General features: G+C 63.4%; 10 protein-coding genes and 1 pseudogene. 3 read left to right on the top strand and 8 right to left on the bottom strand.

The features are described from left to right. Positions 1-217 (bottom strand): annotated as a pseudogene (locus WBK19_RS05740) (OmpA family protein); the annotation flags it as partial. Positions 218-385: 168 nt separating this feature from the next. Here WBK19_RS05740 and WBK19_RS05745 point away from each other — a divergent pair. Genes WBK19_RS05745 through WBK19_RS05755 form a run of 3 tightly spaced genes read left to right on the top strand, consistent with a single transcriptional unit; the run spans position 386 to position 7,775 of the window. Beyond that, positions 386-2,443: a site-specific recombinase gene (locus WBK19_RS05745; protein WP_511287791.1), complete on the top strand. Its 2,058-nt coding sequence runs from the start codon at positions 386-388 to the stop codon at positions 2,441-2,443. A 9-nt stretch (positions 2,444-2,452) separates the two neighbouring features. After that, positions 2,453-4,132, top strand: a complete 1,680-nt coding sequence (locus WBK19_RS05750; RefSeq protein ID WP_511287793.1) for an autotransporter assembly complex protein TamA — start codon at positions 2,453-2,455, stop codon at positions 4,130-4,132. A 1-nt stretch (position 4,133) separates the two neighbouring features. Further along, complete coding sequence (locus tag WBK19_RS05755; protein WP_511287795.1) at positions 4,134-7,775, top strand: translocation/assembly module TamB domain-containing protein; 3,642 nt, start codon at positions 4,134-4,136, stop codon at positions 7,773-7,775. Positions 7,776-7,795: 20 nt separating this feature from the next. Here WBK19_RS05755 and WBK19_RS05760 read toward each other — a convergent pair whose 3' ends face one another. From WBK19_RS05760 to WBK19_RS05790, 7 genes are all read right to left on the bottom strand, one after another. Beyond that, positions 7,796-8,062: a hypothetical protein gene (locus WBK19_RS05760; protein WP_511287797.1), complete on the bottom strand. Its 267-nt coding sequence runs from the start codon at positions 8,060-8,062 to the stop codon at positions 7,796-7,798. A 71-nt stretch (positions 8,063-8,133) separates the two neighbouring features. After that, the gene (locus WBK19_RS05765) at positions 8,134-10,635 is read right to left on the bottom strand and encodes an ATP-binding protein (protein ID WP_511287799.1); all 2,502 of its coding nucleotides are present in this window, start codon (positions 10,633-10,635) and stop codon (positions 8,134-8,136) included. 227 nt (positions 10,636-10,862) lie between these two features. Beyond that, the gene (locus WBK19_RS05770; protein WP_511287801.1) at positions 10,863-13,925 is read right to left on the bottom strand and encodes an efflux RND transporter permease subunit; all 3,063 of its coding nucleotides are present in this window, start codon (positions 13,923-13,925) and stop codon (positions 10,863-10,865) included. Between the two features lie 70 nt (positions 13,926-13,995). Continuing rightward, on the bottom strand, positions 13,996-15,129 hold the full coding sequence (locus WBK19_RS05775) for an efflux RND transporter periplasmic adaptor subunit (RefSeq protein ID WP_511287803.1): 1,134 nt from the start codon (positions 15,127-15,129) through the stop codon (positions 13,996-13,998). Between the two features lie 77 nt (positions 15,130-15,206). Next, on the bottom strand, positions 15,207-17,210 hold the full coding sequence (locus WBK19_RS05780) for an acyl CoA:acetate/3-ketoacid CoA transferase (protein WP_511287805.1): 2,004 nt from the start codon (positions 17,208-17,210) through the stop codon (positions 15,207-15,209). A gap of 31 nt (positions 17,211-17,241) precedes the next feature. Continuing rightward, the gene (locus WBK19_RS05785; RefSeq protein ID WP_511287807.1) at positions 17,242-18,639 is read right to left on the bottom strand and encodes a GntP family permease; all 1,398 of its coding nucleotides are present in this window, start codon (positions 18,637-18,639) and stop codon (positions 17,242-17,244) included. Between the two features lie 159 nt (positions 18,640-18,798). Beyond that, entirely contained in the window at positions 18,799-20,202 is a 1,404-nt protein-coding gene (locus WBK19_RS05790; protein WP_511287809.1) for a sigma-54 interaction domain-containing protein, read from the bottom strand. Positions 20,203-20,210 lie beyond the last annotated feature (8 nt).

Raw genomic sequence — 20,210 nt, forward strand, 5'->3', positions numbered from 1 at the left:
AGGCTTCCTTCGGCAGCAGGTCCTTGTCGCACTCGCAACCGGCCTTGTCGGCGGCAGCAGCGGCCGGGGTCCAGTAGCCATCACGCCAGCACAGGCCGAAACCGGACTTGGCGACGACGTCACGCTGATCAATCAAGTAAACGCGTTCTTGGGCAACAGCAGAGAAACCGATGCCGGCCAGCAGGGCCAGAACCAGAGATTTTTTGACGATATTCATTTTTGGCAGTCCCGGTGTAGTAATTAGGATGAAAGATTATTTTGAAACCTCCGAATTCTATTACGAATCGTCACATTTCAACCACTTGTCGCCCATGGCGGGCAGCCTTTATCTCCGTTACCATGGGTTCGTCCGACACCCTGACGGCCACTCCGGACCCAAAATAATATGACAAAAATCCAAGCCTTTTTCCTCTGGCTGTTTGGCCAGGCATCGCCGGTAGGCGACCCGCTGGCTGATGCCCTGAACAGCTTTCGCCATCCCCAAGCCGATACGCTCGAACTGATGCGCCGGCTGGTTGCCGCCCTGCGCCCGCAAAATCGGCGCGACGGCAGATCGCCTGAGCGTTACCAATTCATGCTCGACCGACTCGAATCCGACCCGGCCTTGCTCGCTGTCTTTCGCTGCCATGTCGTGCATTTCGTCGCGACGCGCCGGCTCGTCACCTTTTTCACCGAAAGCGGAGTTCTGCCGGGCACCGGTTTTTTCTCGGAATGGTGGCGCATCCTCGGCAGCCATCTGTTGCCGGAAGTCCCCGACGAACGCCGGCTGAAAGACTGCCTGCATGTCATCTACGACAACACCGACGACTGGCGCTGGCTCGAGGAGATTCCACCCGAGGCCTCGCAACGCTTCTGGGCGCTGCTCGCCCCAGCCGAGGAACTGCGCAATGTCGACTGGCACCGCATCCAGGAACAGATGCTCGACGCCGTACTGCTGCTCGCCCACAGGGTCAGTGGCCTGGGTATCGAAAACGAGCTGATGCGCGCCTCGCCCAATTTCGACGACGACACACCTAGCTTCGTCGCGCTCTCCGCCGAGGCGCTGGATTTCGTCAATGCCTTCCGCGCCGCACTCAACGATCCCGAACAAGTTGCTGACGACGGCAGCCAGCTACTGGTCATCGCCGACCAATGCCAGTGCACGCTCCAGCGGATACGTAAGCGGGCGCTCACTGTCGGGACCAGCCTCCATCTTTCCTACCTGTTGACGCGCGCTGAGCAAAGCCTGGACCGCCTGCGCGATCTTACCGCCATCCTCACCGCCAGCCAGCTATCGACCACCCGCAGCGAGGCCATCCAGTCCTGGGGCGAATTCGCCCACGCCGCTTTTCTCGCCGAAAACCGCCGCAACAGCCTGCGCTTTTACGTCGCCCAGCTCTCCCGCCTGCTTGCTGTTCGTGTAACCGAAAACGCGGCGCGCTCGGGCGAACATTACATCTGCCAAACGCAAGCCGATTGCCGCAACATGTGGCACTCGGCGGCTGGCGCCGGCGTGCTGATCGGACTCATGGCGCTGCTCAAGATCAAGGCCGCCGCCCTGCAGGCGCCGCTGTTCGGCGAAGCTTTCATGTTCAGCATGATCTATGGACTGGGCTTCGTCATCATCTTCCTGCTTGGCATGACGGTCGCCACCAAGCAGCCGGCGATGACGGCGCAAACCCTGGCCGGCCTGCTCGGCGACATCAAGCCAACGCGCAGCGCCGATCTCGAGCGGCTGGTCGATGTCGTTGCCGCGGTCAGCCGCAGCCAGCTCGCCGCCATTGCCGGCAACGTCATGGTTGCCCTGCCGGTCGCCATTGCCGTCGGTTTCGGCCTGAGCTATTGGGCTGGCGAGCCGGCCATCACGGTTGACAAGGGTGCCCACCTCATTGCCGATCTCGATCCGCTGTCCTGGGCGCTGCCGCACGCCGCCATCGCCGGTTTTTACCTGTTTCTGTCCGGCCTGATCTCCGGCTATTTCGACAACCGCGCCGCCTACGCCGACATCGGCCCGCGCATCGCCCGCCTGCGCTGGCTGCAGGCGCTGGCCGGCGGCGAGCGGGCCGGGCGCATCGGCAGCTACATTCAGGAACACCTGGGCGGCATCATGGGTAACTTCCTGTTCGGCTGCATGCTTGGCTCGACCGGCGTCATCGGCACCATCCTCGGCCTGCCGCTCGACATCCGCCACATCGCCTTCGCCTCGGCCAACCTCGGCTACGCGCTGGTCGGCTTCCAGTTCGAATTGCCGCTCAAGGCCATCGCCTGGGCCGCCTTCGGCATCGCCGCCATCGGCTTCACCAACCTCGCCGTCAGCTTCGCGCTGGCCATGCGCACCGCCATGCGCGCCCGGGGCATCGTTTTCGAACACTGGGGGCCCTTGCTCCGCGTCCTCTGGAGCCGAGTGATCCACCAGCCGCGCAGTTTCTTGCTGCCGCCGCGCCAAGCCATAGCTGACGCGTAAAATGACGGCGTGATCACCCGCCAACTGCCACTCCTTTTTCTGCTCGCCATAGCCACCCCGCTGGTCGCCGGCGAGCTGGCCGTGCAGGCGCCGAAGGACATCAGCAAGCTGCTGGCGCCCTGGTTGCCCGAGGAAGCCGGCAATCCGAGCCGTTTGCAGGGGCAACTCAGCGATATTCTCGCTACTGAAGGCTATTTTTCGCCGGAATTCACTTTCAGCGAAGCCGATGACGGCCTCAAGTTGGCCATCGATCCCGGGCCGCGGACGACCATCGCCAGCGTCAATGTCACGGTCGACGGGAAAATTGAGCCAATAACGAAATCGGCCCTGATTGCCGGCTGGGGCCTGCCGGTCGGCCAGCCTTTCCGCCAGGAAGACTGGAACGATGCCAAGCAGCAGATCCTTTCCGAGCTACTGGCCGTCGAACATGCTGATGCCTCGCTGCTCGACAGCGAAGCCAGCATCGACGCCGAAACCCACCGCGCCGAGCTAAGCGCTCACTACGATGCCGGCCCGCGCTACCGCTTCGGCGGGATTCGCGTCGAGGGCCTGGAAAACTACCCGCCCGACCTCATCGAACGCTACAACCGCGCCGTGCAGGCCGGCCAGCCTTACCGTGCCGACCGCCTGAGTGCACTGCAAGGCATGCTGCAATCGACACCCTATTTTTCCTCGGTGCAGACCACGCTCGACCGCGAGGCGGCCGTGGTCAACGAGGACGGCACGGCGACGGCGCCCGTCCTCGTCCGCGTCCGCGAGCGTTCGCCCCATCGCGTCTCCTTCGGCGCCGGCGCCAGCTCCAACACCGGCGCCCGCGTCGAGGTGAATTACCACACGCCCAACCTGCTCGGCCGGGGCTGGGCGCTCGACAGCGGCCTGCGCTTCGAGCAGAAAAGGCAGACCGCCTACAGCGACGTCTTCCTCCCGCCCGACGAGCGCAACCGCCGGCACAGCTTCGGCATCATGGCCGAAGCCGCCGACATCCAGGGCCTGAAAACCGAGCGCTACGCCTTCGGCGCCCAGACTGTGCAGCAACGCGGCATCGTCGAACAGCGCCTCTCGCTCAACTGGCAAGAGGAAAAGCGCGAAGCCAGCGGCGCCTCGCCGCAAACCGCCCGGGCTCTCGTCCCGAACGGCGTATGGACCTGGCGCCACATCGACAACCTGCTCGACCCGCGTGACGGCACCGTCATCCAGGTGCAGATCGGCGGCGGCGCCAAGGCCGCGCTTTCCGACCAGAATTTCGTTCGCCTGCACAGCCGCGTCCAGCACTACATCCCGCTCGGCCGCGCCGACACGCTCAACCTGCGCGGCGAAATCGGCTACACCTTCGCCGACTCGCGTCAGTACATTCCGCAGGATTACCTGTTCCGCACCGGCGGCGCCGGCTCGGTGCGCGGCTACGCCTACCAGAGCCTCGGCATCCGGGAAGGCAGCGCCATTGTCGGTGGCCGCTACCTGGCCATCGCCAGCGCCGAAGTGACGCACTGGCTGAACGACAGCTGGGGCATCGCCGCCTTCGTCGACGCCGGCGACGCGGTCGATTCGCTGCAGGATATCCGCCTCGCGGTTGGCGCCGGCCTCGGCGCCCGCTGGCGCAGCCCGGCCGGGCCAATCGGCATCGATCTCGCCTACGGCGAACGCAACAAGGAAGTGCACCTGCACTTCTCGCTGGCCATCCCCTTCTGACATGAAACGCCCTCTCACTCTTTTCGCTCTCCTCGCCAGCGCCGCCGTCATCGGCGGATTCGGCTGGCTGACGACCAGCGAAAGCGGCCTGCAAACCGCCATCGGACTGGCCCAAAACGCCACCGCCGGCCAGCTGCAGATCGAACAAGCCAGCGGCCGCCTGCTCGGCAACATGGATATCGGCCAACTGCGCTGGCAAGCCGCCAAGCAGCAAATCGAAGCGAAGCAAATTCACCTCGACTGGTCGCCGTCAGCCCTGTTCCGCGGCGCGCTGGACATCGCCGAACTGAGCATCGCCGACCTGCACATCGTCACCACCCCGAGCGACACGCCGACGCCCGCCCCGACCGACCTGCAACTGCCTGTCACGGTCAACGCGAAAAAACTCGTAATTTTGAAATTGAGCGTTGGCGACGCCTTCACCGCCACCGACCTCGCCGCCAGTTTCACCAGCGATGGCCGCCAGCACCAAATCGAAGACCTGCACGCCCTGACCGGCGGCATCGCCATTACGGGCAGCGCCAGCCTCGACGGCCTCGCCCCCCTGCCGCTCGCCGCCAGCGCCGAGATTTCCGGCCAGCTTGACGAGCGCCCGCTCGCCCTGGCGCTGACCGCCAACGGCCCGCTCGAACGCATTGCACTGACCGCCGTCGCCACGCAAGGCGTCGCCGGCACGGCCGAGGTGGCGCTCACGCCCTTCGCCGACGCCGCTTTCGCCAGCGCCCGCCTCCTGCTTGAAGACATCGACCCGGCCACCTGGCAGCCCGGCGCACCGCAGGCCAAACTCAGCATCACCGCCGACGTCGTGCCGCAAGGCGATGGCATCATCGGCAGCTTCGGCCTGACCAATCACCAACCCGGCCCCCTCGACCGCCAGCGCCTGCCGCTCACCACGCTGGCCGGCACGGTCGACTGGCAGGGCAGCAGCGCAAAATTCTCTACGCTGCACGCCACCCTGCCCGGCGGCAGCGAATTCAACGGCAGCGGCGAATGGCGCGACGGCGCCCTCAAACTGGCATTGACCGCCAGCCGGCTCGACGCCGCGCAACTCGTCTCGACCCTACGGTCGACCCGATTAAATGGCCAAATTTCAAGTCTGGTCGGCGCCGACCGCCAGCAACTCAAGCTCAATCTGAAAGACGCCACCTTTACCCTGCTCGCCGAGGCCAGCCACGCCGACCAGCGCATCGACCTGCCGCAACTGCAAGTCTCGGCCGGTGATGCCCGCCTGAGCGCCAAGGCTGAACTCAACCTCAAAACGCCGCGCGCCTTCACGGCCGAAGGCGAACTGCAACGCTTCGACCCGAGCCGCTTCGCCAAACTGCCGGCGGCGCAGATCAACGCCAGTTTCAAGGCCGACGGCCGGCTCGACCCGCGCGCCGTCGTCGACGCCAGCTTCACGCTCAAGGACAGCCGGGTCGCCGGTCAGCCGCTGAACGGCCAGGGCAAACTCGCCATCGACTGGCCGCGCATTCCGGGCATCGATATCCAGCTCATCTCCGGCGCCAACCATCTGTCGGCCAAAGGCGCTTTCGGCCAGCCCGGCGACACCGTGATCGTCGATCTGGATGCCCAGCAACTCGCTCCCTACGGCCTTGATGGCGGCATCACCGGCCGCTTCGACCTGAGCGGCTCAGCACAAAATCCGAAAATCGCCGGCCAGTTGAACGCCGCCAAAATCGGCAAGCCCGGCGTCGCCCGCCTCACCGGTCTGAGCCTGAAGGCCGATGGCGGTGGCGAAGCCGGCTCGCCGCTGAACCTCGATCTCGCCATCGCCGCCCTCGACAGGCCGGACCAGCCCGGCCTGCTGCGCGCCATCCGCCTGCATGGCGAAGGCACCAACCAGGCGCACAGCCTGACAGCCAGCGCCGAAGTGGCCGGCAAGAATCTGTTGAATATCGCGGTGGACGGCGGTTTGAGCAGCGATTTCAGCCAGTGGCAAGGGCGGCTGCTCGAAGCGAAACTGAACAGCCCCGACAAATCGCGCAATTTCCACCTCGCCGCGCCGGCCCCCATCAAGCTCGCCGCCACCGGCTGGAACGTCGGCCCGACCAAATTCGTCGGTGATCCGCTCGACTGGCAAGCCACTCTGCAGGCTGCGGCCGACGCCGGAAAACTGCACGCCAGCCTGAACGCCAGCGGCAGCCGCATCGGCCAGGTCGATGGCGAACTCACCGCCGCCATGCTCGGCGCCTGGTCGCTCAACCAAAACGCCCGCTGGCAGGGCCGCCTGAAAACCGACATCGCCGACCTCGGCTGGCTGGCCGAGCTGATCGGCGAGGGCTGGCAGAGCGAAGGCCGCCTCAACGGCGAACTGCAACTCGCCGGCACGCCGGCCGCGCCGCTGAGCAGCGGCCGCTTCCGCGGCGAAAAACTGGCCCTGCGCCTGCCCACACAAGGCCTCAACCTGGCGCGCGGCGAACTCGATGTCGATCTGCGCAACAACCTGCTGCACATCAACCGCCTCGGCTTCGACAGCTTGCTCCAGCCGATGCCCCGGGCGATCCGGCTCGATGCGCGCGACGACCTGGCGGCGCTGACCAAACAGCCGGGGCGACTTGAAATTTCGGGCGAAATTCGGGTTGACCGTGGAATGCAGAGCGACAACGCTTTTCTCGACATCAAACTCGACCGCCTAGGCGCTTTCCAGCTGCCCGATCAGTGGGTGATGGTTTCCGGCAACGGCCGGCTCAGCCTCAAAGACGGAACCCTTGGCGCCGTCGGCAAACTGGCCGTCGATGCCGGCTACTGGCAACTCGCCCCCGGCGGCACGCCGCGCCTATCCGACGACGTCGTGGTCAAGCGCCCGGGCACAGAAAAGCCCGCCGCCAGCCTGCGCCCCAAGCTCGAACTCGACATCAACACCGACCTCGGCCGCAACTTCCTCTTCAACGGCGCCGGCCTGTCGAGCCGGCTGGCCGGCAGCATCCGCATAACCGCCCACGGCCGCGACCTGCCGCGGGCCAGCGGCACCATCCGCGCCCGCAATGGCCGCTACGAAGCCTATGGTCAAAAGTTGGAGATCGAGCGCGGCATCCTGAGTTTCAACGGTCTGCTCGACAATCCCGGCCTCGATGTGCGCGCCGTGCGCAAGGGGCTGTCGGTCGAACCCGGCGTCCAGATCAGCGGCTCGGCGCAACGGCCGGTCATCAAACTGATCTCCGACCCGGAGTTGCCTGACGCCGAAAAACTCGCCTGGCTGGTCCTCGGCCACGGCCCGGAACAGATGGGCGCCGGCGACGCGACGCTGCTCTTCTCGGCGGCCGGCGGCCTGCTCGGCAACGATTCGGGGAATCTTGTCCAGCAGTTGAAAAAGACTTTCGGATTCGACGAATTCGGCCTTCGTCAGGGCAATATCGGTGACACCGGCGGGCGCCAGCCAGGCAGTCGGGTGGCCGGCGGCAACAGCATCGACACGGCCGGGACGACCGGCCAGCAGATTCTCAGCGTCGGCAAACGCCTGACGTCAAACGCGCTTGTTTCCTACGAGCAGACGCTGGGCCGGGCCGAAGGGATCGTCAAGCTGACCGTCAACCTGACCCGACAAATCGCTGTCATTGGCCGCGCCGGCAGCGACAACGCGCTGGATATTTTCTACACGCTGACCTTCGGGCGTGCAGAAAAAAAGCCCATCGTCGAGTAAGAACGAAACAATCTGGCGAATCATGCTGCGGCGATGTGGTTTTTTACGGTGTGGTGTGCGGACATATGGGCCAGACGCCGAATTTCAGCCCGCAAGGCCACCTGCTGCCCGGCCGTGATCATGCGCTGGCCATTGTGCCATTCGTAGTTGATGGCGGTATCGTCAACACCAAGCTCATAAAGCGCCTGCGCCATGGCACGCCAGTCGTGCCGCTCAACGCGCCGGCCATCGCTCAAAGCCGCGACAAATTCACTCTTGAAAAACGCTACGCTTGCAGTAATCGTCATGACAGCACCTCCTGTTGACTCAGGTTAGCGCCATCCTTTTTTGAGGTCAGTGACATATTTCACGCTTGCCATCAATGAGCCTTGAAGTTGCCCAACCACTTGCCGACCATGCCCAGCAACTCGGCATGATTGATCGGTTTGGCCAGAAAATCGTCCATGCCGGCCGCCATGCAGCGCTGCTGATCCTCGACGAAGGCTGCGGCGCTTAGGGCCACGACGGGCCGGCGCGGCAATCCCTTTTCCTGCTCCCAGTCGCGGATCAGGCGGGTAGACTCGAGACCGTCCATGATCGGCATCTGGACGTCCATCAGGATCAGATCCGGGCACAGTCCGCTGGTAATGGCTGTCAGCGCTTCCAGTCCGTTCTCGGCCACCTCGACCACGAAACCCTCTTTCTGGAGCATGGCGCTGACCACTTTGCGGTTCACCAGATTGTCCTCGACCACCAGTATCCGGCCAACCTGGCTGGCCGACGCGTTCTTGACTTCGGGCTCCCGGTTTCGGGTCGCCTGACGACTGTCCTCGCCAGCTTCGACGATCCTGGCGCGAATCCGGAACCAGAAACGCGCCCCCTGCCCGGACTGACTCTCGACGCCGACTTCCCCGCCCATCATTTCGGCCAGACGGCGGACGATGGAGAGGCCAAGGCCGGTGCCGCCAAACTCGCGGGTCGTCGAACTATCGGCCTGCGAAAACGGCTCGAAAAGCTGCGACTGCTGGCCCAAGGAAATGCCGATCCCGCTGTCGCGGACGGAAAACTCGAGGATCGCCCCGTGCGCGTCACGGCTGACCTCGCTCGCCTCGATATCGACAAAGCCGTGCGCCGTAAATTTCACTGCATTGCTGACCAGATTGGACAGCATCTGGCGCAACCGGATCGAGTCGGCACGGTAGCGTGTGCCCGCTTCGCCCCGCCAGCTCGCCCGAACCTCGAGTTCCTTGTCGTGAACCGGCCCGGAAAAAAGCATGGCGGTTTCGTCGATGATTTGCTTCGGATCGAAGACCGCGTCGGACAGGGCCAGCTTGCCGGCCTCGATCTTCGACAGATCGAGGACATCGTTGAGCAGCGCCAGCAAGGTCTGGCCCGAATTGAGGATGATGCGCGCGTAGTCATTGCGCTCGTCATTCGACACCCCTGGCATCAGCAGCAGTTGAGCCATGCCCAGGATGCCGTTCATCGGCGTGCGGATTTCATGCGACATCATCGCCAGAAAACTGCTCTTGGCCCGATTGGCCGCCTCTGCCGCCTCCTTGGCAGCGTAAAGCTCGGTCACGTCAATGCGAAAACCGACAGTGAATCCTTCCGGTGTCCGGCGCTCGAGAATCCGCAGCCAGCGGCCGTCATCAAGCTGCTGAATGATCTCAGTATTGCCGCCGCGATGAGCGGCCAGACGCTCGGCTATCCATTCGTCTTCGCGGCCGATGGCCTCCTTGTACTGGCCGCGTTCAGCGCCCGTGCGAATGATTTCCTCGAAGCTTTTTCCGGGAACCAGCAGGTCGGAAGAGCTCCGGTAATACTGACGATACTGCTCATTTGAATAAGCCAGTCGGTCATCCTGATCGTAAATGACAAAGGCCTCGCCGATGGTATCGACCGCCGAAGCGAGCATCGCCTGGCTATCATGCAGACGCCTCCCCATGTCGGCCCGCAACGCCAGCGAACGGAACAGAAACAGCATGAAGGCCGCAAAAACGATGCTGACCCCCGAAGCTGCGCCAAGCACGACCCGCCGGTGACTATAGAAAGGCATCAACACCTGTTCGACAGCATGCCCGATGACAAAATTCAGGCCGTAGTCCGGCAGTCGGTAAAACCCGTAGACCCGCTCGACACCATCTACCTGGGCCTGTCGCGTGAAACTGCCGGACAAGGGCGCACCTGGCGGCAGATAAGGGGCCCCGACAATTTTCTTACCCATGGCGTTTTCGAAACCAGGCTCGCGCGCGACAATGTCGCCGCTATCGGCAACCACGGTGCTGCTCGCCTCCGGGGCGATTTTTTCACTGTAGGCCGCCACCGAACCCGGGCTGACGGAAGCCACTATCACCCCCGTCAAACGCCCGTTGACCAGGATCGGCCGGGTGAACTGGATGGACCATTTGCCGGACACCTTGCCCTTGATCGGCTTGCTGATGAACAGTCGGTCGCCACCATCAAGGTGTGCCCGAAAATGCTCGCGTTCGCCAAGAAACACGCGCTCACTGGCGACCGACAGATTGGAATAAGCCAACCAGCCCTCGGCATCGATAACGGCCACCTGAAAGGCCATGTCGGCCATGTATTGCTGGCGACGTTTTACCTGTTCGGCGAAGCGCTCGGGGCGCCCATCCCACTGGGTTCGCAGATCGAGCAGCATCTGGTCAAGGCGTTTGATGGCCGAAAATGCGCTCTCGGCAAAGGCCTGCGCCTGAAACCGGGTTGAGTTCTCGACTTCACGCAGATAACCCGCCCGGCTTCGCTCGAGCTCATACCAGGCCATCGCCCAGACGAGCCCCAGACCAAACACCAGCATCAGCCAGAGTTGCGGCCTGAGTGACAAAACGGAGTATTTTTTTGCAGGAATTTCGCTCACCAACTGGCGCATCTGTCATCGCACGGCATCAGGCGGCGAAAAAAGCACGGCACCTGCCGATGAATAAGGAGCGTGATGCTCGCCTCGCCCATTACCAAAGTCAAGACCGTCCCGACAGGAATGACTCTATAACCGCGATCTGACGATCATCTCCATGGCGATGGCGCCTCGCGACTCATTCAGATTTTCGCCAAAACCCTCCGTCCGCACCCCATCTGCCGCGACGCTTAGTGCGGCTTGAGCCCCAGGCGAGCCCGAACCAGCCCGATCAGGTCATCGACGTAGGTAAACACCACCGGGATGACGAGCAGACTCAGGAAGGTCGAGGTAATCAGGCCGCCGATGACGACGATGGCCATCGGCGCCCGGAAGCTCGGGTCGGTGCCGATACCGAGAGCAATCGGCATCATGCCGGCGCCCATGGCGACGGTGGTCATGACGATCGGCCGGGCCCGCTTGCGGCAGGCATCGAGTAGCGCGTGCCAGCGATCCAGCCCGTGCTCGCGACGGGCGAGAACGACGTAGTCGATGAGCAGAATGGAGTTTTTGGTGGCGATGCCCATGAGCATGATGAGGCCGATCATCGACGGCATCGACAGCGCCGTGCTGGTGATGAACAGCGCCAGGAAAGCGCCCGGCACGGAGAGCACGAGGGCGGCGAGGATGGTCACCGGCTGGACGAAGTCCTTGAAGAGCAGGACGAGCACGATGTAGATGCACAGTACGCCGGTCGCCATGGCCAGCGCGAAACTGGCGAACAGTTCGCCCATGGCCTCGGCGTCCCCGACCGTGGTCTGGATGACACCGGGTGGCAGATTGGCGAGGCTGGGCAGCTTGAGGGCGGCAGCCTCGACGTCGCCGAGCGGCTGGCCGTTCAGCTCGATTTCGAAATTGATGTTGCGCAGGCGGTCATAGCGGTCGATCTCGGCCGGGCCGCCGGCAATGCTCACCGAAGCGACGTTGGCGAGCATGACCGGGCCGTGCTTGCCGGGCACGGTCAGGCGTTCGAGCAGAGCAAGATCGGTGCGCGCCTCAGGCGGCAGCTTGACGACGATGGGCACCTGGCGCTGGGCGAGGTTGAGCTTGGCCAGCCCTTGGTCGTAGTCGCCGGCGGTGGCGATACGCAAGGTGTCGGCGATGGCCGCCGAGGTCACGCCGAGGTCGGCCATGCGGGCGAAATCGGGGCGAATGACCAGTTCCGGGCGAACCAGGCTGGCTGTCGTCGTAATGCCGCCGATGCCGGGAATGGTCCGCAGGTTGCGCTCGACGAGGCGGGCGTGCTCGGAAAGCAGCGGCCCGTTTTCGCTGGCCAGGACAAGAACGTATTTGGCGTTGCCGGAGGCCAGGCCAACCTTGATCTGGGCGCCGGGGATCACCGTCAGCGCCTCGTGCAACTGGTCTTCGATGACCTGCTTGCTGATGCCCGAACGTTCGCTGCGTGGCGTCAGGTTGATGGTCAACGTGGATTTCCGTACCTCGGCAGCACCCGAGGCTGCGAATGGATCGCTGCCGGCCTTGCCACCGCCGACGGCGGTATAGACCAGCTTGACGTGCTCGTTGGCCTCGGCAATGTGGCGGGCCTGCTCGGCAATGGCGACCGATTCCTTGAGCGTCGCGCCGGGCGGCAGGGAGAGATAGATCTGGGTTTGCGAAACGTCGTCGGCCGGGACGAAGCCGGTGGGCAGCAGAGGGACGAGCATGAAGGAGCCGACGAAGAAGAAGGCGGCGCCGAGCATGGTCAGGATGCGGTGCTTGAGACACCAGGTGGCCCAGCCTTCGTAATACTTCAACCAGCGTGGCGTCGGCTCGTCGTGACTGACCGGCTTGAGAATGTAGGCGGCCATCATCGGCGTCAGCATGCGGGCGACGACGAGCGAGAAGAAAACGGCGACGGCTGCGGTCCACCCGAACTGGACGAAGAATTTGCCGGCAACGCCGCCCATGAAGGCCGTCGGCAGGAACACGGCGATCAGCGTGAAGGTGGTGGCGATGACCGCCAGGCCGATTTCGTCGGCAGCTTCCATGGCTGCCTGGTAGGGCGTTTTGCCCATGCGCAGGTGGCGCATGATGTTTTCGATTTCGACGATGGCATCATCGACCAGAATACCGACGACCAGCGACATCGAGAGCAGGGTGACGACGTTGAGCGTGAAGCCCATGAGGTACATCGCGGCAAAGGTCGGGACCGCCGAGAGCGGCAGCGCAGCGGCCGAAACGAAGGTGGCCCGGGCATCGCGCAGGAAGAGCCAGACGACGAGCACGGCGAGCAGCGCGCCTTCGATGAGCAGCTTCATTGAGCCTTCGTAGTTTTCGATGACTGGATCGACGAAATTGAAGGCTTCAGTGATTTCGATATCGGGATGATCGGCTTTCAGCTTGTCGAGGACGACCTTGACGCTGTCGGCCACCTCGACCTCGCCGGCGCCTTTGCTCCGCGTGATCTCGAAGCCGACGACCGGCTTGCCGTTGAGCAGGGCTTCGGTGCGCTGCTCGCCGACGGTATCGCTGATCGTCGCCACCTGATCGAGGCGGATACGCCGACCGTCGGAGAGCACGATGTCCATGCCACCCAGTTCATCGGCACTCTTGACGGTGGCGATGGTGCGCACCGACTGCTCGATGCCGCCAACGTCAGCCCGGCCGCCCGAGGCATCCTGCTGAATCTGCTTGAGCTGGCGTGAGATGTCGGCCGCAGTGACGCTCAGGGCGAGCATTCTGGCCGGATCGAGTTCGATACGGATTTCGCGCGTCACACCGCCGACCCGCGACACGGCACCAACGCCGCGTGCCGAGAGGATGGCCTTGCTGACGGTGTTGTCGACAAACCACGACAGCGCCTCGCCATCCATCCGGCTCGACGCCACGGTGTAGGTCAGGATCGGGGCGCCGGACAGGTTCATTTTGCTGATCACCGGGTCGCGCAGATCGCCCGGCAAATCGGCACGAATGCGCGAGACGGCATCGCGGACGTCGTCGACCGCTTCCTGCGTCGGCTTTTCCAGGCGGAATTCGACGGTCACCGTCGCCGTGCCGTCCTGCACCTTGGTGTAGATGTGCTTGATGCCCTGCAGCGTCGCCACCGAATTCTCGATCTTGCGCGCCACTTCGGTTTCCATCTGGGCCGGCGCAGCGCCGGGCAGGCTGGCGGTGACGATCACGTTTGGCAACTCGATGTCCATGAACTGCTGGATCTTCATGGCCTTGAAGCCCATGATGCCGGCCAGCGTGAGGAGAACGAAAAGCAGGATGGCCGGCGTCGGATTGCGGATCGACCACGATGAAACGTTCATCGCATCACACCCTTCATCTCAATCTTCGTAGCCGCCAAGCGGAATTCCACGGTCAACCGGAAAAATCGGCTCATTTTGCAACCCCGTCGACCACCTTGACGATGTCCCCATCGGCCAGGAAGCCCGCCCCCGTCGCCACGACGCGCGCTGCCGGATCCAACCCGGAAAGAACCTCAATGCGCTCGCCAAGCCGACGGCCGAGAGCGACCTTGGCCTGCGCCACGCGATCCTCGCGCTCCATCCGGAAAACGTAGGCGAAACCTTCGCGCAGAACGACAGCTGATTGCGGCAGCGTCAGCGCCGGGCTTTGCGCCAGCGAAAACTCGCCGCGCGCGAACATGCCGGCCCGCACCGCCGAAGTCACCGGCAAATCGACATAGACCAGCCCATTGCGCGTCTGCGGATCAACGCTCGGCGAGACAGCGCGCACCGCACCCTTGACCGTTTCCCCGCCCGGCGCCGTGAGCGCCGCGACAACGCCGGCCTTGATCTTGCCGAGATCGGCCGAGGGCACTTCGGCCCGCCATTCGAGCCGACCGCCGCGAATCAGACGAAACAGCTCCTGCCCCGACTGGGTCAGCGAGCCGACCGTCGCGCTGCGCGCTGAAATCACGCCATCGTCCGGCGCCAGCACAGCAGTCTTGCTGACTTTCAGATCGGCCCCCTGCTGCCGGGCACGGGCGGCGGCGAGGCGAGCCTGCGCCGTATTCTGGGCCGTCTGGTACTGGGTGTTGAGCTGCGAGCTGTAGAAGCCCTTTTCCTTGAGCTCCTTCGCCCGCTCGGCATTGCCTTTTGCCTCGGCGGCACTGGCTTCGAGCTCGGCCACCGACGCCCGGGCCTCGGCCAGTTCACTGGCCACCGTATCGCTGGCGATGCGGGCCAGCACCTGCCCCTTTTTGACCTTGTCGCCAACCTGGACGCGGACTTCGGTGATCCGGTAATTGGCGATCTCGGCGCCGATCACCGCCTCCTGCCAGGCGACGACATTGCCGTTGGCCGGGAGCACCAGCGGCCAGTCGAGATTTTGTGGGGTAGTCAGGGTGACCGTCAGCGCCGGCCGGGCGGCGGCTGCCTTGGCAGCTTCGGCCGGTTTCGATTCATCGGAGCGCGATAAAAAGAAAGCGCCGGCCACTACCAGAGCGGCAATAGCCAGCGCAATGTGCGTTTTTCGCCCGGCAAGCGGGCCCAATATATTGGATTTCATGCAAAAACCTGTGTCGACCGCGGGAATCGTCGAATCATACCGCGGCCAATGTCACAGGCCTAATGACCCTCTGGTCATCATTGCTTTGCCAGATGCCCCTCGGCTTCATCGGCGCTCTCGAAGAGACGCGGCGAAATCCGCTGTTTCTCGAGTGCCTCGCCGAGCTTCATGCGCAGGAAAGTGCTCGAGGTATAGCGCGTCACGTCGTGGTAGTGCCGATCCATGATGCCCTTGACAACGCCAATGTACTCATCGACCAGCTCGGGCACGATGGAGAAACGGTCGTAATTGACGATGGCGTTGACCTTGTGGCCGATCGGCGCGAGTTCGTTCTCGACGGCTTCGAGAATGCGGCTGATATCCGCTTCGCTGCGTACGCTGAGCCCGGCAAAGTCGACGAAGAAGAGGTTTTGCGCCGGATCGTAGGTGAGACGTTCCGACAGCGGCCGTTCGAGCATTTCGGCCCGGAAGTTCATCGGCTCGTCGGTAAAGATCCGCGCATCCATGAGCTGCGGTTCGCGATGCATGATCGGCCGGAATTCCATCTTGTCGAGGATGTCCTTCTGCAGATCAATTCCGGGTGCGATCTCGATCAGTTCCAGTCCTTCGGCGGTCAGCTTAAAGACGCAGCGCTCGGTGATGTAGAGCACGGTCTTGCCCCACTTGGCGGCTTGCGGGCCGCTGAAGGTGCGGTGCTCGACCTCGTCGACAAACTTCACCGCCTTGCCGTCCTCGACAATGCTCAGTTTGCCGGCACTGACTGCAACCTCCAGATTGCCGGCCGTAAAGGTGCCGACGAAGACGACTTTCTTGGCGTTCTGCGAAATGTTGATGAAACCGCCCGCCCCGGCCAGCCGCGGCCCGAACTTGGAGACATTGAGGTTGCCCTGTTTGTCGGCCTGAGCCAGACCAAGAAAGGCGATGTCGAGGCCGCCGCCGTCGTAGAAATCGAACTGGCTGGGCTGGTCGATGATCGCCTGGGCGTTGGTCGCCGCCCCGAAACTCAGGCCGCCGGCCGGCACGCCGCCAATGACGCCGGGTTCGGCGGTGAGCGTCATGAGGTCGATGACCTGCTCTTCGGCCGCGACATTGGCAACGCCTTCCGGCATGCCGATGCCGAGGTTCACGATGGCATTGGCTTTCAGCTCCAACGCCGCGCGCCGGGCGATGATCTTGCGCTCGCTCATCGGCATCGCCGCGATGGCCGACAGCGGCACCTTGATCTCGCCAGCAAAAGCCGGGCTATAGGGCTCGGCAAAGGTTTGCATGTGGTATTCCGGTTTCTCGGCGACCACGACGCAATCGACCAGGATGCCGGGAATCTTGACCTGGCGCGGGTTCAGCGTACCCCGCTCGGCGATGCGCTCGACCTGGACGATGACGATGCCGCCCGAGTTGCGCGCCGCCATGGCGATGGCCTGCGCCTCCAGCGTCAAGGCCTCCTTTTCCATCGTCACATTTCCGTCGGGGTCAGCCGTGGTGCCGCGAATGATGCCGACGTTGATCGGCAGCGCCTTGTAGAACAGATATTCCTCACCGTCGATTTCCATGAGGCGGACGACATCCTTGGTCGTCATTTCGTTGAGCTTGCCACCGCCGAAACGCGGATCGACGAAGGTGCCGAGGCCGACACGGGTCAGCGTCCCCGGCTTGCCGGCAGCAATGTCGCGGAAGAGGTGGGTGATTACCCCCTGCGGCAGGTTGTAGGCTTCGATCCGGTTGGAAACAGCCAGTTGCTGCAACTTGGGGACCAGGCCCCAGTGGCCGCCGATGACCCGGCTGACCAGGCCGTCGTGGCCGAGGTGATTGAGGCCGCGCTCCTTGCCGTCACCCTGCCCGGCCGCGTAGACCAGCGTCAAATTACGCGGCCGACCGAGGCCGTGCACATCGGCCTCCTCGCCTTCGAGAAAAAGCGCCTCGAGCGCGACAGCGATATTTTCGGCAAAGCCGATGCCGACAAAACCACCGGTGGCGACGGTATCGCCATCCTTGATCAGGCGGACGGCGTCGCGTGCCGACACCACCTTGCCGGTGTCGGAAGCGCGCAGCGACGAAGCCATTGGGTGACGTGACAAGGCCATGGTTTATCTCCTCTTTGTTTTTATTGGATTATCAAACAATACCGGTGGCGTAGAACACCCCGATCACCACAAAGACCGCCATGGTCTTGATGCAGGTGATGGCGAAGATGTCCTTGTATGACTGGCGATGGGTCAGGCCGGTGACGGCGAGCAGCGTAATCACGGCGCCGTTGTGCGGCAAGGTGTCCATGCCACCGGAGGCCATCGAAGCAACGCGGTGGAAGACTTCTAGCGGGATGCCGGCGGCGTTGGCATTGGCAATGAAGGTCTCGGCCATGGCGGCCAGCGCAATGCCCATGCCGCCGGAAGCGGAACCCGTGATGCCAGCCAGCGCGGTGACGGTAATTGCTTCGTTGATCAGCGGGTTGGGAATCGAGCTCAGGGCATTGGCGACGACCAGGAAGCCCGGCAGCGCGGCGATCACGGCACCGAAGCCGTATTCCGAAGCGGTGTTCATGGTAGCCAGCAGGGCACCGCCGATGGCATTCTTGCTGCCTTCGCCGAATTTGCTGATGACCATCTTCCAGCCAAAGATGAAGACGGTGGCGATACCGATCAACAACGCCCCTTCAACGGCCCAGATGGCAGCGACGGCCTTGGTCTGTTGAACAACGGGCGCCGCCTTGCCGATAACGGCCGGAATGAACGACACGCTCTCGCCGTAGAGCGCCGGGATGGCGGTGGTGAACACCTTGTTCATGACGCCGACCATGATCAGCGGCAGGATGGCGATGGCCGGATGGACCAGTTTCTCGGTGGAGACCGCTTCCGGCTCATTGATGTGGCCTTCGCCATAACCTTCGCCGGCCTTGGCGGCGCGACGGCGGGCGCTTTCCAGATAGAGCATGCCGACGATGAAGATGAACACGCCACCGATGATCCCCAGCCACGGCGCGGCGTAGATGTCGGTCTTGAAGAAGGTGGTCGGGATGATGTTCTGGATCTGCGGCGTGCCGGGCAGGGAATCCATCGTGAAGGTGAAGGCGCCGAGTGCAATGGTGCCGGGAATCAGGCGCTTCGGAATGCCGCCCTGGCGGAACATTTCGGCGGCAAAGGGATAGACCGCGAAAACGACGACGAACAGCGAAACGCCACCGTAGGTCAGGACTCCGCAGACGATGACGATGGAGAGCATGGCCCGCTCGCTGCCGATCATCTTGATCACCGAGGCGACGATCGATTTCGAGAAGCCGGAAAGTTCAATGACCTTGCCGAAAACGGCGCCGAGCAAAAAGACCGGGAAGAAGTTTTTGACGAAGCCGACCATCTTGTCCATGAACAGACCGGTGAACATCGGTGCAACCATGTTGGGGTCGATGAAAAGCACGGCGCCCATGGCGGCGATCGGTGCAAACAGGATGACGCTGTAGCCGCGATAGGCCACGAACATCAGGAACGCCAGGGCGCCCAGAACGATCAGAAAGTCCACGTTGTCTCCTTGAATATTATTGCGGAGCCTTCTCTATCGCACGCGGCGTGCCAGCGCATTCAACTCATTGACTATTATGGAATTGAACGTTTTTTCCGGTTGACCGTGGCATCGCGAACGTCTGCCCTGGCTGACACTCTGTCCAGTCAGGCAGACACTTCAGGCCGCCTCGGCATCAACCCCCAGGCCGGCAATCTTTTCATAAAGTGCCGCCCGTGAAATACCCAGCTGCCGGGCGGCCTGAACCTTGTTCCCGGCACAGCTGCGCAAGGCAGCGAGGATCGCCTGTCGTTCTGCCTGGGCAACGACTTCGGCAATGCCGAGAACCCTGGCCAACGGCGGCACGAGCGATGCCTTGGCCTTCGGCATGACCCGGTCAAGATCGGTGCTCTCCAGCATGTCGCCATCACTCATCAACAAGGCCCGTTCGAGCACATTGGCCAATTCGCGCACATTGCCCGGCCAGTCGTGCTGGAGCAGACGATTGAGGCCCGACGTACTGATGCCGTGCAGGGGAATGCCTTGCAGGCGGCAAATCTGCTCGATCAGGTAGTCGGCCAACAGGCCCATGTCTTCCGGACGCTGGCGCAAAGGCGGCGTTTTTACAGTAATGACGTTGAGCCGGTAGTAAAGATCGGCCCGGAACTGGCCATCGGCAACCATTTGCTCGAGATCGCGACTGGTCGCCGCGATGATCCGCACATCGACGGTCAACAGCTTGTTCGAACCAACCGGCTCGAACTCACGCTCCTGCAGGGCGCGCAGCAGCTTGGCCTGAAGCGCCAGCGACATGTCGCCGATTTCGTCGAGGAACAAGGTGCCGCCATCGGCCAGCTTGAACTTGCCGTCGCGGCCGCGCTTGTCGGCGCCGGTGTAGGCCCCGGCAGCGACACCGAAAAATTCCGCTTCGAGCAGCGTTTCCGGCACGGCGGCAATGTTGACCGCGACGAACGGTCCGTTCACGCGTGGGCTGGCCGCATGGATGGCCTGGGCCAGCAACTCCTTGCCCGTCCCCGTTTCGCCGAGGATGAGGACCGAGGACGAAGTGCGCGCCGCCCGCCGAGCCGACTGTTTCAACTCGCAGCACAGCGCACCGGCGCCGACAAAACTTGAGAAGGTGTATTTGGTCCGCCGGGCATCGGCCAGCTTGCGCTCGGCCTCGGCCAGATCAGCCCGCAAGCGCTGGTAGCGCGACACCACCGGCGCCAGGTGACGCGGATCGTCGTAGAGAATGAAGCCAACCGCGCCGACCACCTTGCCGCTCGCCTCGCGCAACGGCAGCCGCGTCACGACAAAGGATTCATCGCCGAAATCCATGATGTCGAGCATGATCGGCCGGCCGCTGTCGACCACCTGCCGCATCTGGCTGTTCGGGATCACTTCTTCGATTGGCCGACCGATCGTCGCCGCCAGATCGCTGATCCCCAGACGGCCCGGATATTGATCGTTCATCCAGGCAACATTACCCAAGGCGTCGACAATCACCGCCCCCTCGCACAGATCGGCGAAGTGCGAGAGCAGGGACTGCGACGCCAACTGGCGCAAATCGTCTGGCGTGGTCATGCCGGCAC

The sequence above is a fragment of the Azonexus sp. genome (assembly GCF_049652925.1).
Lineage (GTDB): Bacteria > Pseudomonadota > Gammaproteobacteria > Burkholderiales > Rhodocyclaceae > Azonexus.

Excerpts from the sequence above, each read along its gene's own strand:
- WBK19_RS05745 (WP_511287791.1), top strand. The coding sequence starts at position 386 with ATGACAAAAATCCAAGCCTTTTTCCTCTGGCTGTTTGGCCAGGCATCG.
- WBK19_RS05775 (WP_511287803.1), bottom strand. The coding sequence starts at position 15,129 with ATGAAATCCAATATATTGGGCCCGCTTGCCGGGCGAAAAACGCACATT.
- WBK19_RS05770 (WP_511287801.1), bottom strand. The coding sequence starts at position 13,925 with ATGAACGTTTCATCGTGGTCGATCCGCAATCCGACGCCGGCCATCCTG.
- WBK19_RS05760 (WP_511287797.1), bottom strand. The coding sequence starts at position 8,062 with ATGACGATTACTGCAAGCGTAGCGTTTTTCAAGAGTGAATTTGTCGCG.
- WBK19_RS05780 (WP_511287805.1), bottom strand. The coding sequence starts at position 17,210 with ATGGCCTTGTCACGTCACCCAATGGCTTCGTCGCTGCGCGCTTCCGAC.
- WBK19_RS05790 (WP_511287809.1), bottom strand. The coding sequence starts at position 20,202 with ATGACCACGCCAGACGATTTGCGCCAGTTGGCGTCGCAGTCCCTGCTC.
- WBK19_RS05755 (WP_511287795.1), top strand. The coding sequence starts at position 4,134 with ATGAAACGCCCTCTCACTCTTTTCGCTCTCCTCGCCAGCGCCGCCGTC.